This window comes from Streptomyces sp. NPDC051315, from assembly GCF_044455165.1.
Classification (GTDB): Bacteria; Actinomycetota; Actinomycetes; order Streptomycetales; family Streptomycetaceae; genus Streptomyces.
Genome location: NZ_JBITEN010000041.1, coordinates 1 through 14679, shown reverse-complemented (window position 1 = coordinate 14679; position 14679 = coordinate 1). Strand labels below are relative to the sequence as shown.

At 72.4% G+C, this 14679-nt stretch carries 11 protein-coding genes; 7 read left to right on the top strand and 4 right to left on the bottom strand.

Annotated elements, in window-relative coordinates; translation table 11 throughout:
- Positions 1–246 precede the first annotated feature (246 nt).
- The 3 genes from ACIBBD_RS38610 to ACIBBD_RS38600 are packed head-to-tail and all read left to right on the top strand — an operon-like array spanning position 247 to position 4092.
- On the top strand, positions 247–1092 hold the full coding sequence (locus ACIBBD_RS38610) for a shikimate dehydrogenase family protein (RefSeq protein WP_399424676.1): 846 nt from the start codon (positions 247–249) through the stop codon (positions 1090–1092).
- A gap of 56 nt (positions 1093–1148) precedes the next feature.
- Positions 1149–2615, top strand: coding sequence for a class II 3-deoxy-7-phosphoheptulonate synthase (locus ACIBBD_RS38605; protein WP_399424674.1), 1467 nt, complete (start codon positions 1149–1151; stop codon positions 2613–2615).
- A 22-nt stretch (positions 2616–2637) separates the two neighbouring features.
- Entirely contained in the window at positions 2638–4092 is a 1455-nt protein-coding gene (locus tag ACIBBD_RS38600) for an MFS transporter (protein WP_399424672.1), read from the top strand.
- Between the two features lie 103 nt (positions 4093–4195).
- Here the strand turns inward: ACIBBD_RS38600 and ACIBBD_RS38595 are convergent, their stop codons facing one another.
- A complete protein-coding gene (locus ACIBBD_RS38595; protein WP_399424671.1) occupies positions 4196–5713 on the bottom strand; it encodes an FAD-binding oxidoreductase in 1518 nt (505 codons plus the stop codon).
- 653 nt (positions 5714–6366) lie between these two features.
- Complete coding sequence (locus ACIBBD_RS38590; protein WP_399424669.1) at positions 6367–7161, bottom strand: maleylpyruvate isomerase family mycothiol-dependent enzyme; 795 nt, start codon at positions 7159–7161, stop codon at positions 6367–6369.
- A gap of 159 nt (positions 7162–7320) precedes the next feature.
- Here ACIBBD_RS38590 and ACIBBD_RS38585 point away from each other — a divergent pair, with 159 nt between their 5' ends.
- From ACIBBD_RS38585 to ACIBBD_RS38570, 4 genes are all read left to right on the top strand, one after another.
- On the top strand, positions 7321–8478 hold the full coding sequence (locus tag ACIBBD_RS38585) for an acyltransferase family protein (protein WP_399424668.1): 1158 nt from the start codon (positions 7321–7323) through the stop codon (positions 8476–8478).
- Positions 8478–9347 carry an SDR family oxidoreductase gene (locus ACIBBD_RS38580; RefSeq protein ID WP_399424666.1) on the top strand — a complete coding sequence of 290 codons (870 nt, stop codon included), beginning with the start codon at positions 8478–8480 and terminating at the stop codon, positions 9345–9347. The genes ACIBBD_RS38585 and ACIBBD_RS38580 overlap by 1 nt, the downstream gene beginning before the upstream one ends.
- Before the next feature lie 90 nt (positions 9348–9437).
- Positions 9438–10226: an arylamine N-acetyltransferase gene (locus tag ACIBBD_RS38575; RefSeq protein WP_399424664.1), complete on the top strand. Its 789-nt coding sequence runs from the start codon at positions 9438–9440 to the stop codon at positions 10224–10226.
- A gap of 73 nt (positions 10227–10299) precedes the next feature.
- Positions 10300–10842: a YceI family protein gene (locus ACIBBD_RS38570; protein WP_399424662.1), complete on the top strand. Its 543-nt coding sequence runs from the start codon at positions 10300–10302 to the stop codon at positions 10840–10842.
- Between the two features lie 74 nt (positions 10843–10916).
- On the opposite strand, the gene ACIBBD_RS38565 is transcribed toward ACIBBD_RS38570, so the two are convergent.
- On the bottom strand, positions 10917–12539 hold the full coding sequence (locus ACIBBD_RS38565; RefSeq protein WP_399424660.1) for a bifunctional 3-(3-hydroxy-phenyl)propionate/3-hydroxycinnamic acid hydroxylase: 1623 nt from the start codon (positions 12537–12539) through the stop codon (positions 10917–10919).
- A gap of 137 nt (positions 12540–12676) precedes the next feature.
- A partial coding sequence (locus tag ACIBBD_RS38560; protein ID WP_399424659.1) for an acyltransferase domain-containing protein occupies positions 12677–14679 on the bottom strand: 2003 nt, incomplete at its 5' end.

Genomic DNA, 14679 nt, shown 5'->3' with positions numbered 1-14679 from the left:
TACACACCCCGGGTGAAGGGGTACGAACCCGGCTCGCCCAGCTTCTCCCCCGGATCCCAGCCCTCCAGGGCGGCAGGCCCGTAGACCGGCTCGATCGGAAGTCCCGATTCGGATGGCCTCATCGCGTTCTCACGCCCTCTGCAGGTCGGTTGGTGCGTCGGTGTCCTCCGTGTCGGGAAGCTAGCCGGGGGCGGACGGCCGGACATCCCCCTGCAACCCCCCAGGATCCGAAGTGAAGGAAGAGACATGGACATCGCCGGGCCCAGCCCCGACCCCCGTCAGCCCTTGATCACCGGTGTCACCCGCCTGTACGCCGTGCTCGGCGACCCCGTCGCGCAGGTGCAGGCGCCCACGCTGCTCAATCCGCTCCTCGCGGCGCTGGGGCGGGACGCCGTGCTGGTGCCGGTGCACGCGCCCGTCGACCGGTTCGACGACGTGGTCCGCGGTCTCCAGGCCGTCGCCAACCTCGACGGGCTGCTCGTGACGGTGCCGCACAAGGCCGCCGTCCGCCGGTTCGCCGACCGGATCGCTCCCGCGGTCGAACTCTCCGGCAGCGCCAACGCGCTACGCCGGGAGGCGGACGGCCGCTGGCACGCGGACAACTTCGACGGCGCGGGCTTCGTCGCCGGTCTCGAGGCAGCCGGCCATCGGGCGGCCGGGGCGCGCGTCACCCTCGTGGGCACCGGCGGGGCCGGCTGCGCCATCGCCCCGGCGCTGCTCATGGCGGGCGCGGAGCGGGTGGAGCTGTGCGACCTGGACCCGGCGCGCACCGCGGGGCTCGCCGCCCGGCTGGAGGCACGCTGGCCGGGACGCACGGGCCGCTCGACCCGGCCGGTCACCGACGGCGTGGACATCGTCGTGAACGCGACCCCGCTGGGGCTGCGGCAGGACGACCCGTTGCCGTTCGACCCGGCCGCGCTCGACCCGGGCACGCTCGTCGCCGACATCATCATGAAGCCCCGGGTGACCCCTCTCCTGCGGGCCGCGGCCGGACGGGGGCTTCCCGTGCACTACGGGGCGCCGATGCTGGAGCGGCAACTCGACTTCTACCGCGCGTACTTCGGGCTGGACGGCGAGGGCGCCCGCCGATGACGGGCGATGGGCGGCAGATGGCCGGGCGGTGGACGGGGCGTCCCTAGCGTGGCGGCATGCAGCCGACCATCACACCCCGTGCCTCCGCCCATCCCTCTCCCGGAGAAACCACGGAAACACTCGATACCGCCGCCTCCGCCGAGGCCACCGAAACCACCGACGCCGTCGATGCGGCCGGGTCCGCCGAGGGGCCGGCCGCCCGGATCGCCCGTGCGCTGGCCCGGCCCGCCGCCCAGCAGCCGCGGTGGCCCGACCCGGTCGCCGCGCTGGCCGCGGTGAGCACGCTGGAGACGATGCCGCCCCTCGTCGTCCCGCACGAGGTCGACCTCCTGCAGCAGCGCCTCGCCGAGGTCGCGCAGGGGCGTGCCTTCCTGCTGCAGGGCGGCGACTGCGCCGAGACCTTCGAGGGCAACACCGAGTCCCACATCAGGGCCAACCTGCGCACGCTGGTGCAGATGGCCGTGGTGCTGACGTACGCGGCGAGCGTGCCGGTGGTCAAGGTGGGCCGGATCGCCGGGCAGTACGCCAAACCCCGCTCCAACAGCACCGACTCGCTGGGCCTGCCCGTCTACCGCGGCGACATCGTCAACGGATTCGACCCGGTGCCCGAGGCGCGCGTCCCCGACCCCTCCCGGATGCTGCAGGCGTACGCCCGTTCCGCCGCCGCCCTCAACCTGACGCGCGCGTACGCCGGTTCGGGCTTCGCCGATCTACGGCAGGTGCACGAGTGGAACCGTGACTTCCTGCGCACCTCGCCGGTCGGTGAGCGCTACGAGGCGCTGGCCGCCGAGATCGACCGCGGCCTCGACTTCATGACCGCCTGCCGCGTCGACCACCGCGCGCTGCACGCGACCGAACTGTGGTCCAGCCACGAGGCGCTGCTGCTGGAGTACGAGCGGGGCCTGCTGCGGCACGTACCGGCGCCGGACGGCGGGTTCGGACGGCTGTACGGGCTGTCCGGGCACTTCCTGTGGATCGGTGAGCGCACCCGGCAACTGGACGGCGCGCACATCGCCCTCGCCGAACTGCTCGCCAACCCCATCGGGTTGAAGATCGGCCCGTCCACCACGCCCGAGCAGGCCGTGGAGTACGTCGAGCGGCTCGACCCGTACAACCGGCCCGGGCGGCTCACCCTGATCAGCCGGATGGGCAGCGGCCGTATCCGTGACGTGCTGCCGCCGATCGTGGAGAAGGTCGAGGCGACCGGGCACCGGGTGATCTGGCAGTGCGACCCGATGCACGGCAACACCCACGAGGCCGCCAACGGCTACAAGACCCGACACTTCGACCGGATCATCGACGAGGTGCGGGGCTTCTTCGAGGTGCACCGCGGTCTCGGCACCCACCCGGGCGGCCTGCACATCGAACTGACCGGCGACAACGTCACCGAGTGCGTGGGCGGCGCCCAGGCCATCGACGACTCCGGTCTCGCGGAGCGGTACGAGACGTACTGCGATCCGCGCCTGAACCCGCAGCAGTCCATGGAACTGGCCTTCCTGGTCGCCGAGATGCTGCGTTCCTGACACCTTCTGGAGGTATCCCGACATGGGCGCAACCACGCCCCGCACATCCCGCCGGCTGTCCCTCGCGGTGCTCTGCGCCGCGCAACTCATGATCATCCTCGACCAGAACATCGTGAACGTGGCGCTCCCCGCCATCCAGGCCGACCTCGGGTTCTCCGCGGCCGACCTGGTGTGGATCGTCAACGCCTATGTCGTTCCCTTCGGCGGCCTGCTGCTCCTGGCGGGCCGCCTCGGCGATCTGCTGGGCCGCAAGCGGGTGTTCGTCGCCGGGCTCGCGCTGTTCACCGCGGCGTCCCTGCTGTGCGGCCTGGCCCCCGGGCAGGGCACGCTGATCGCCGCCCGTTTCGTGCAGGGCGTCGGCGGGGCGATCGCCTCCGCCGGCATCCTCGGCATGATCGTCACGATGTTCCCCGAGCCGCGTGAACAGGCCCGGGCCATCGGCGCGTTCAGCTTCGCCTCGGCGGGCGGCGGGGCCATCGGCCCGCTGGTCGGCGGTGTCCTCACCGACATGGTGGACTGGAGCTGGATCTTCCTCATCAACATCCCGCTCGGCGCGGTCGTCGTCGCCGTCGCGCTGCGCACCCTGCGGCACGAGCCCGGCGCGGGGCTGCGCGGGCACGCCGACGTCGCCGGCGCCGTGCTCGTCACCGCCGGTCTGATGCTCGCCGTGTACACCATCGTCGGCGCGGAGACCGAGGGCTGGGTCGCCGCCCGCACCCTGGGCGGCGCGGCCGCGGCCCTCGCCCTGCTCGTGGCGTTCGTGGTGCGGGAGTCCCGCGCCGCCGGTCCGCTGCTGCCGCTGCGGGTCTTCGCGATCCGCTCCGTGTCGGCCGCCAACACCATCCAACTGCTGCTGATCGCGGCCATGTTCGGGTTCCTGTACTTCGGCACCCTGTACCTGCAGAAGGTCCTCGGCTACGACGCCCTCGCCACCGGACTGGCCTTCCTGCCGGCCGCGCTGTCCATCGCGGTGGTCTCCCTCGGCCTCGCCGCGCGGCTGATCACCCGCTTCGGCGCCCGTCCGGTGCTGCTCGGCGGGCTCGCGCTGCTGGCGGCCGGTTTCGCGCTGTTCGCGCGGATCCCGCTGGACGGCGCGTACGCCACCGCCTTCCTGCCGTCCGCGCTGCTGCTCGGCCTGGGGTTCGGTGCCGTGATGCCCGCGCTGATGCTGCTCGGTGTCGCGGACGCCGGCCCCGAGGACTCCGGGGTCGCCTCCGGCCTGTTCAACACCACCCAGCAGATCGGCGGCGCGGTGGGCCTCGCCGTCCTCAACACGCTCGCCACGGCCCGTGCCGGTACGTCGACGGCGCCGTCCGCGCTGCTGGAGGGCTACCGGCTGGCCTTCGCCACCGCGGCCGGCTTCGTCGTCGCCGCGGCCCTGGTCGCCTGGGCGCTGCTGCGTCCCGGCCGGGACGGTGCCGGTGCCCGTGCCGGCACCGAGGACACCGGCACTCCGGTGGTTCACGCGGGCCTGTGAGGCGTACGCCGGGAGCGGGTGGACGCGTACGACAGCGCGGGGGCGGTGCCGGCCGGCACCGCCCCCGCGTTCGTGCTGCCGGGCCTCAGCCCGTCGGCGACCGTCAGTCGACCTCGATGCTGCGGCCGTGGTGGAAGAAGTCCGTCGGGTCGTAGGCCTTCTTCACCATGACCAGGCGGGTGTAGTTGTCGCCGTAGTACTTCTGCTGCCACCCGGGCAGCTTGGAGCTGCTGAAGTTGACGTACGCGCCGCTGGAGAGCGGGTCCATGACCGCGGCGGCGTTGTCCGTCCAGCTCTCGGCGAGCGCCTGGTCCGCCGCCGGGGGCGCCGCGGTCGGCAGCTGGTCGACGAACCCGGCCACGAACTTGGCGTCCCGGTGCCAGTAGGCGGTGGAGGTGCGGCTGACCCTGTTCGCGGCGCCGCCGAGCGCCATGCAGTGCAGGTAACGGGTGTGGCCGGCGGCGCGCCGGGAGTCCCAGGCGGCCAGCACGTCCGTGATCGCCGAGGCGCTCAGACGGGTGTTGAACAGGCGGTAGGTCTCCCGCTGCCAGCCGATGCGCGGCAGGGTGGCGTCGGGGTTGGTACCGACCCGCTGGCACTGCCGCACGGTGATCGAGTCGCAGTGGTAGACGCGCTTCATCGTGTCCGCGTACGACGCCTCGGCGGCCAGGGAGGACTGCGGTGCGGTGCCCGCCAGGGCCGTGAGCCGGCTGAGCGCGGTGTCCAGTTCGCTCTTCGGGCCCAGGTAGCCGCCCGTGATCATCACCATCGGCTTCTGGCCGGCGGCGGCGTCGGGGAGGATCAGGATGAACTGCGAACCGAGGTTGTCCGAACCGGCGTTGATCCAGTCCTGCCAGGCGCCGAACAGGGCGGTGACGTGGTCGTAGTCCCACCAGGTCTCGTAGTAGACCATCGTCGGGGCGCTGATCGGGCGGATCTCGAACTCGACGACGACACCGAAGTTGCCGCCCCCGCCACCGCGCAGCGCCCAGAACAGGTCGGCGTTCTGGGTGGCCGAGGCACGCACCAGGGAGCCGTCGGCGAGGACCACGCTCGCGGCGCTCACCCGGTCGCTGCCCAGGCCGAACTTGCGCGTCTGGTAACCGTATCCGCCGCCGGAGACGAACCCGCCGGGGCAGACGGTCGGGCAGGTGCCCGTGACGACCTGCTTGCCCAGCGGGGCGAGCGCGGTGACCGCGTTGACGGACTGGGCGCCCGGGCCGACCTTCACGACGGTGCCGCTGACGGTGGCCTGGTTCAGCCGGGAGACGTCGATGACCAGGCCGGGGCCGGTGGACCAGCCGCCGTAGCTGTGGCCGCCCGAACGCATCCGGACCTGGATGCCCTCCTCGCGGGCGAAGCGCACCGCGGCCTGGACGTCCGCCGGGGTCTCGCAGTAGGCGACCGCCTCCGGGGCCGCCGCGTCCCACTGCATCATCTGCAGCTGACGGGCCTGGTCGTAGCCGCTGTCGCCGGCCAGCACCAGGTCGCCCTGAAGGCTCGCGGCGAGCGTCGCGTAACCGCTCTCCGCGCTGTAGGACAGGGGCGGAACCACTCCGGCCACGGCACTCGCGAGTGCCACACCCCCGCCGGCGCGTATGAAGTTCCTTCTGTTGAGCATTGTTTCCCTCCCCGTGCCCGGAATTTCCGGGACATCTTTCGTGGATCGCTGGGAAACCTATGCGGCGAGATTGGCGCGAAAGAACCCCTAACACCCCCGTAGGCGGGTCCGGGAAGTGGCTGAAAAGCGTGGAATTACTCCCGCCGGGAAGTGGAATTACGCCCCCCGTGCACCAGGCGGCACTGGGATTACGCCTGCCGGTCGTCAGAGGACGCTGGAATCACGCCTGCTGCTCGCCGGGGGACGCTGGAATCACGCCCGCCGCGCGCCCTCTCCGGGCCGGCCGTCGCGCCCCGGACGAGGGCGCGCCCTCCGCCACGGGGCGGGGCCGGGCGAGGCGGGGGAGGGGCTGACGCAGGCCGGGAACGGGCGCCCGCCGGGGCCCTGGCCGGGGGTGCCGTCGATGACGAGTACGTCCCCCGTCGTGAGGGGAGGGGCGCGGGCGCTCGCGTCCCCGGTCGTGGGGCGAGGGCGCGGGTGCTCGCGCCGGCAGGGGACGGGCGCGCCGGGGGGTAGGCCCCTTCAGGGTCGTCGGCGGCGGGAGCCTCGGTCCGGTGGCGCGGGGCGCGGGGATCGCCGGGTCGGACGTCCCCGGAAACGTCGAATGGCGCCCGCCGGGGGATTCGCGGGCGCCATTCGGGTCGGGGTGGGGATCAGCCGAAGCTGGCTCGCTCCAGCCACTCGTCGAGGAGCTTGGCGTCGCCGAGGACCTCCACGCGGCCGCTGTCGGCCGGCTGGCGGCGGTAGAAGACCTGCAGGACGTCGGTGAGCGGACCGCGCAGGGTGGTGGTGGCGGAGTCGTCGACGCCCCGGCGCCAGGTGAAGCCGTCACGGCCCAGCTCGATCAGCCAGTCGGCGCCGATCTCCGGCGCGCCGTCCGTGGCGCGCAGTGCGATGGTGCCGGGGCCGCGCAGTTCGGCCAGGCGCGGGGCCGCGTTGGCGCCCCAGGGGCTGGCGAGCACGAACAGCCACTCGTCGATGGCGTCGGCCGCGACCTCGGGGGCGACGGAGTACTCGGCGCCCAGGGCGATCGCCGCGTCCGCGCGGTGCACCACCGCCTCGTGCGTCATCCGGCGGGCCCAGAAGGAGGCGTTCTCGACCGGCATCCCCGTCCACACCTTGGTGTCGGCGCCGGCCTGGCCCAGGTCCTCGGCCAGCCGGGCCGCGCTCTCGCGCAGCCAGGCCGCGACGCTCCCGGCGTCCCGGGCGGCCGGAGCCATGTCCGGCACGGTCGCGTGCGGGACGAAACCGGTGGCCCGGGTGCGGACGGTGGCGGCGGCCCAGCGGTACGTCTGTCCGATGTGCAGTGCGAGACCGGCGATGTCCCAGGCGGGGCAGGTGGGGACGCGCACCGACAGGTCGGCCCCCTCGACCAGCTCGGCGATCCGGTCGGTCTCCGACGTGATTTCCGAGCAGTAACGAGCGTAATCCAATGGGTAATTGACCATGCCGAAATGCTATCCAGCGGCCGGTACCGCCCATGTGCGCCCGGGGGTTTCCGGAGAGAAGACAGGGGGGTTTTAGGGGGGTGGGGAGGAGCTCGGGTGGCCGGAATTCATCGATAAAGTCCAGCCGCACAAGCCGTCTTGCCGTCCAGGAAGGTCGTCATGTCTCAGACCGAGACCGGCACCACCGATCCCATATCCCCCGTCAAGTCCGCGTCACGGCTCCCGTCGTTGACCGGCATGCGGTGGATAGCGGTGTCGATGGTGTTCGTCTACCACGCCACGTGGGGCATCTACCCGCCCTCGGCGTTCCCCGAATCCCTCACCTTCGTCACGGCGAACGCCGGCTGGGTGGGGGTGTCGTTCTTCTTCGTCCTCAGCGGCTTCGTCCTCGCCTGGTCGGCACGCGCCGACGACACCGCCCCCAGGTTCTGGCGTCGCCGGTTCTTCAAGGTCTACCCGAACCACTTCGTCACGTTCCTGCTCGCGGCGCTGCTCATGGCGTGGGCCGGGACCGAGATCCGGCACGTGCTGCCCAACCTGCTGCTCGTGCAGTCCTGGTCCTGGGACACCGACGTCTCCCTCAGCGTCAACGGCGTGAGCTGGTCACTGTCCTGCGAGGCGTTCTTCTACGCCCTGTTCCCGCTGTGGCACGGGCTGATCCGCCGGATCCGCCCCGAGCACCTGTGGTACTGGGCGTCCGGCGCGGTGGGCGCCGTCCTGCTCGTGCCGTTCGTGACGCTGCTGCTGCCCGACCAGCCGCAGCTGGCCTGGGAGCCGACGCCGGTCTACGACTTCTGGTTCGTCTACCTCTTCCCGGTGACCCGCACCCTGGAGTTCGTCCTCGGCATCCTGCTCGCCCGGATCGTGCTCACCGGCAAGTGGATCGACGTGCGCCCCGGCGCCGCCGCCCTCGCCTTCGTCGCCGGTTACGCCGTCTCGCTGTACGTGCCCGACCTGTGGGGCTACGCCGCCGCCACCGTCGTCCCGCTCGCCCTGCTGATCCCGGCGTTCGCGCTGCGCGACGTACGCGGGGAGCGGTCCCTCACCGCCAGCCGCGCCATGGTGTGGCTCGGCGACATCTCGTTCGCCTTCTACCTGCTGCACCGCATGATCCACGCCCATCTCGTGTACCTGGTCGGCACCGACCACGTGTGGGGCTTCCGGGACGCCACCGGCCTCGCCGTCGTGGCCTTCGGGCTGTCGACGCTGCTCGCGTGGGCGCTGTTCCGGTGCGTGGAGTCGCCCGTGCAGCGCCGGTTCGGCAAGCCCCGGAAACCGAGGAAGAGCACACTCGAGCGCGCGGAGGTGGCGGTCTGATGGCGGTCGTACTCATCACCGGTTGCAGCAGCGGTTTCGGCCTGGAGATCGCCCTGGCCTTCGCCCGCGAGGGCGACACCGTGTACGCCTCGATGCGCAACCCCGCCAAGGCGGGCCGGCTGCACGAGCGGGCCGCCGCCGAGGACCTCGGCGTCGAGGTGCTCGCCCTGGACGTCACCGACGAGACGTCCGTGCGGGAGGCCGTCGCGCACGTCGAGCAGCGGCACGGATCCGTCGACGTCCTCGTCAACAACGCCGGCATCACCTACGCCGGAGCGGTCGAACTCACCCCGGAGGACCACGCCCGCCAGGTCTTCGAGACCAACTTCTGGGGCGCCCTGCGCACCACCCGGGCCGCCCTGCCCGCGATGCGCGCGGCCGGCCGCGGCACCGTCATCAACATCAGCTCCCTCGCGGGCCGTATCTGGTCCGTGCCCTACGGCGGCTTCTACGCGGCCAGCAAGTTCGCCCTCGGCTCGCTCAGCGAGGCACTGGCGGCCGAGGTCGCGCCGTACGGCATCCGCGTCGTCTGCCTGGAGCCGGGCAACTTCGCCACCGACGTACGGGCCAACGCCTACGTCCGCGAGACCACCGACGGCGACCCGTACGCCGCCGACGAGGCCTGGATGCAGGAGTTCCTGAGCCGCGCGAGCGGCGAAAGCGCGGGCGACCCCGCCGACCTGGCCCGCGCCGCGGTCGCCGCCGCCCGCGACGCGTCCACCGAACTGCACACCCTCGTCGGTGAGGAGGCCCGCATGATGACCGACATGATCGCCGCCTCCGGCACCTTCGAGAAATGGCTCCCGGGATTCATCGCCTTCGCCGAATCCGTGGCCGGACCCCGCCCCGCGGGCCCGGCACACAGCTGACGGCAAAGGGGGGTGTGAGGGGGGTGGTGAAGGGACACCGCCCCCCTCTCGCCACGCAAGACTGAAATCACCGACGAGGAGGACCACTCGATGTTCGATGTCGCCGCGTATGTCAGCCATCTGCGATACGAGGGTTCACTGGAACCCACCCTGGAAACCCTTCGCGCACTGCACCGCAAACACCTGGAGTCGGTGCCGTTCGATAATTCCCTGCACGCCCACAAGGGGCTCGCCGTGTGGGACGAGGTGGAGACCGACCCCGACGTGCTGTTCGAGCAGCTGATCACCGGCCGGCGCGGCGGCGTCTGCCACGAGCTGAGCGGTCTGTTCCGCACCCTGCTCCAGCGCCTCGGCTACGAGGTCCTCATCCTGTCCGCGGGCATCCGCGGCGCCGACGACCAGTACGGGCCCGACCTGGAGCACATGCTCAACGCGGTCCGGATCGACGGCGAACTGTACCTGGTGGACGTCGGGTTCGTCGGCCCGTCCTTCATCGAGCCGCTGCACGTCGGCGAGGAGGAGCAGGAGCAGAACGGCTTCCGCTTCAAGGTCGTGGACGAGGGCGAGCACAAGGTCGTGCTGCGCCAGGGCGTCGCCGGCGGCTGGCAGGGCGTCTACCGCTTCCGTCCGCAGGAGCGGCGGCTCACCGACTGGAAGGGCTTCTCCAGCACCGTCGAGAAGGACATGGAGTGGTTCTGGGAGGGCGAACAGCTCACCGCCGGAACGAAGATCCAGGGACGCACCGGTGAGAACGGCCAGATGATCCTGATCGGCCGCCGGTACGTCGAGTCCAAGGACGGTGCGGAAAAGGTCCGCGCGATCATCGACAAGAACGAGTACCAGGACATCGTCCGCCACATTCTGCGCCAGGCGGCGTGACGCCTTTCCCCTTTCCCGCGATTCCGCTCGGATTCCCGCGATTCCGCTCGAAACACAAGAGGAGAACACCATCATGACCACCGCCCTTCAGATCCCGGGTTACGTCGCCGGCACCTGGAACGTGGACGGCGTCCACTCCGACGTCTCGTTCGAGGTCCGCCACCTCGGCATCGCCAAGGTCCGCGGTCGCTTCGACACCTTCGAGGCGCGGATCGTCACGGCCGAGAACCCGCTCGACTCCTCGGTGACCGCCACCATCCAGGCGAAGTCGGTCAACACCAACAACCAGACGCGCGACGAGCACATCCACGGCGACGACTTCCTGAAGGTGGACGAGTTCCCCACCCTCACCTTCGTCTCCACCGGCATCCGCCCCGACGGTGAGGTCTTCCTCGTCGACGGCGACCTCACCATCCGCGGCATCACCAAGCCGGCCACCCTCCGCCTGGAGATCAACGGCTTCGGCACCGGCTTCGACGGCAACCCGGCCGCCGGGTTCTCCGCGGTCGCCGAGATCAACCGCTCCGACTTCGGCGTCACCGCCGGCCCGGCCGGCGCGGTCGTCGGCGAGACGATCAAGCTGACCTTCGAGATCGAGGCCAACCTCCAGGTCTGAGCAGACGGCCACCCACCGCAAGGGGCCGCCCGGCTGACGCCGGGCGGCCCCTTCGCGCTGCCTGCGCGCCGCGCTCAGCCGGCCGGCGTCAGCACGCCCAGACCCTCACGCAACTGCCCGAGAACGGAGGCCAGCTGGTCACGGTCGGCGGCGGCGCCGTACACGTAGAAGTCCGGCCGCACCAGCAGCGAACGCGTCCGGCACTCGTCCAGGTACCGCAGGTACACCCCGTCGGTGTCGGCGACCTGCCCCGGCCCCGGCGCCGGACCGTCGGCCGGCACCACCTGGACGATCCGCGCCCGCAGCCCCTCCAGGAACGCGCGGTCCGCGTCGCTCAGCAGCGCCGCCGGGTCGTCCGCGGTCAGCAGGACGAACCCCAGCCCCACGACCTCGTCGAAGAGAGCGGTACGGCCGTCGCGGCCCACCCGGCCCTGCGGCGTGAGGTCACCCGCCGGATGACGCGGCGCCCGCCCCGCCGCCCGCCGGTACAGCAGCCCGTCCTTGAGGGGCTGCACCGCGCCCTGCGGCCGGCCGCCGCCCACACCGCGCTCCCGGGCCGCGAGCATCGACGCGTCCCGCTCGGCCGCGGCCGCCGGGTCGTCCTGGCAGATGACCCGGCCCAGGTTCACGGACATGGTGATGGCGTGCTGGACGTGCCGGCGGCGCTCCACGGTGTAGCTGTCAAGGAGGGTGTCGGAGGCCTGCCCGCCGAGCACCAGGTCCAGCTTCCAGGCGAGGTTGGCGGCGTCCCGGAACCCCGAGCACATGCCCTGCGCCGCGAACGGCGGCATCAGGTGCGCCGAGTCCCCGGCGAGCAGCAGCCGGCCCGCACGCCACTCGTCGGTGTAGCGCGCGTTGAAGGTGTACATCGCGTGCCGTTCCAGCACCGCGTCGTCCGGGGTGATGCCCTGTTCACCGAGCAACTCCCAGGCCCGCTCGACCGTGTTGAGCTCCTCGGCGCTCTCCCCGGCCACCCGCATGAACTCCCAGCGGCGGTGCCCGGGGCCCGCCGACACATGGGTGCGCGGCCGGGCCGGGTCGCACACCTGGAGGTTGTTCGGCTCGTACGTCCGCTCCGTCAGCGGGGCGACGTCGCAGATCAGCCAGTCGTGCGAGAAGCCCAGGTCGGTCTGGCCGGTGCCCATCCGGGCGCGTACGAAGCTGTTGGCGCCGTCGCAGCCGACGACCCAGCGGGCGGTCAGGACCCGCCGTCCGGCGCCGCTGTCGTCACCGGTGGGACGCACGGTCAGCTCGGCCCCGTCGTCGGTGACGGTGAGGCCGACGGCCTCGTGGCCGCGCAGCACCGTCAGGGAGGGCAGACGCGCGCCCCGCTCCGCCAGCGCCGCTTCCAGGCCGGGCTGGTACATGGCCGTCGAGTCGGGCCAGCCGCACCGGCCCGTCTGCGAGGCCTCGATGCGCAGCAGGCTGCGCCCCTCGGCGTTCAGCCACTCGTACGTGCCCGACGGTTCCGAGAACGAGGGGATGCGGTCGCCGAGGCCGGCCGCCGCCAGAATGCGCGCCGACTCGCTGTCGAAGTTGACGGCGCGCGGCATGCCGTACGCCTGCGGCCAGCGCTCCACGACGACGACCCGGTGGCCGTGCTGGGCCAGCAGGATGGACAGGGTCTGGCCGACGGGGCCGTAGCCCACGACGAGGACGTCGCTGTCGGCGGGATGTGCCGGGGTGGTGGTGTGCATGACTGTCGTGCGCTCCCTGTGGATGGATCGACGGAAGGTCGGGACAGGACGCCGGGGCGGGCGGCCCCCGTCGGGCCGCCCGCCCCGGCGCGGGAAGAACGGGCTTCGGCGCGCCGGAGCGGGGCGCCGGGCGAGCGTCAGGCGTCGACGGGGGCGCCCGCCGGCAGCCGCGGCTCCAGGTACTCGGCGACCATGCCGGGCGTCGGCTGGTCGAACAGCAGCATCACCGGCAGCTGGAGACCGGTGGCCTCGGAGAGCCGGTTGCGCAGTTCCACGGCGGTCAGCGAGGTGAACCCGACGTCGAAGAAGCCGCTGTTCTCCTCGATCTCCTCCAGGTCCTCGTGACCGAGCACCGCCGCGGCCGTCTCCCGCACCAGGTCGGCGAGCAGGTCGTAGCGCTCGTCCGGGCCGAGCCCGGCCAGCCGCGCCGCCAGCGCCTCGCCGGGCTCCGCCTCCTCCTCGGTGAGCCGCTGCGCGGCGGCCTCTCCGTTGCCGATCACGATGTCTGCCTCCAGCCAGTAACGACGGTGTTGGAACGCGTAGGTGGGCAGGTCGACCCGGCGGGCGCCCGTCCCCGCGAGGACCCGGCCGAGATCCGCCGGAACGCCCCGCACGTGCAGACCGGCCAGCGAGGTGAGGAAGGTGGCCAGACCGCCCTCGCCGCGCCGCAGCGAACCGGTGACGACGGCGCCGCCCGGCATCCCGTCCAGGGCCTGCTGCAGCGCCGGCACCAGCACGCCGTGCGGGCTGCACTCCACCCACACCCGGTGCCCCTGCTCGCGCAGCGTGGCCGCCGCGTCGGCGAGCCGCACCGTGCGGCGCAGGTTCTCGTACCAGTACTTGGCGTCGGTGTCGCCCGCGCCCAGCCACGCGCCGGTGACGGTCGACAGCATCGGCACCTCGGGCCGGCGCGGCTCCACCGGACCCAGCAGGTCGAACAGTTCGTCCCGCAGGTCCTCGACGTGCGGTGAGTGCGAGGCGTAGTCCACCGGGATACGGCGTACCCGCACCCCCTCGTCGCCCAGCTGCCCGCTGAACGCGTCGAGTGCCTCGACACCGCCCGCGATCACCGTGAACCCGGGGCCGTTGACCGCGGCCACCGACAGGTCACCGCCGAACTCCGCCAGACGCCGCTCGGTCTCGTCGGCCGGCAGGAACACGGTGGCCATGCCGCCCCGGCCGGTGATCGCCTCGATGGCCCTGCTGCGCAGCGCCACCACCCGGGCCGCGTCCTGGAGCGAGAGCGCCCCGCTCACCGCGGCCGCCGCGATCTCGCCCTGCGAGTGCCCGATCACCGCGTCCGGTTCCACGCCGTGGGCCCGCCACAGCGCGGCCAGGGCGACCATCATGGCGAACGAGGCGGGCTGTACGACGTCCACCCGCTCCAGGGAGGCGGCGCCCTCCGCCTGTCGCAGCACGTCGGTGAGCGACCAGTCGACGAACGGGGCCAGAGCCGCCTCGATCTCGGCGATCCGCTCCGCGAACACCGGTGACTCGTCGAGGAGCCGGCCGCCCATGCCGACCCACTGGGAGCCCTGACCCGGGAAGACGAACACGGTCTTGCCGTCCAGGTCGGCGGTGCCCCGCACCACCGGCGCCGAGGACGCGTCCGCGGCCAGCCCCGACAGTGCCTCCAGCGCGGTCGCGCGGTCCGCCGCGACCACCACCGCCCGGCGCTCGTGCGCCTCCCGCGTGGTCAGCAACGAGTGCGCCACATCGAGGAGCCGGAGCTCCGGGTCGGCGACCAGACGGTCGTGCAGCCGGGCCGCCTGCCCGCGCAGCGCCGCCGCGGAGCGCGCCGACAGGGCCAGTGGGACGGCGGCGGGCGGGGTGTGTTCGGCGGCCGGTTCGCCGGCCTCCTCGTCGGGGGCCTGTTCGATGATGACGTGGCTGTTGGTGCCGCTGACGCCGAAGGAGGAGACGGCCGCGCGGCGCGGGCGGTCGGTGTCGGGCCAGGGACGGCTGTCCGTGAGGAGCTCGACCGCGCCGGCCGACCAGTCGACGTGCGGGGTCGGCTCGTCGACGTGGAGGGTCTTGGGCAGCAGGCCGTGCCGCATGGCCTCGACCATTTTGATGACGCCGGCGACTCCGGCGGCGGACTGGGCGTGGCCGATGTTGGATTTGAGGGAGCCGAGCCAGA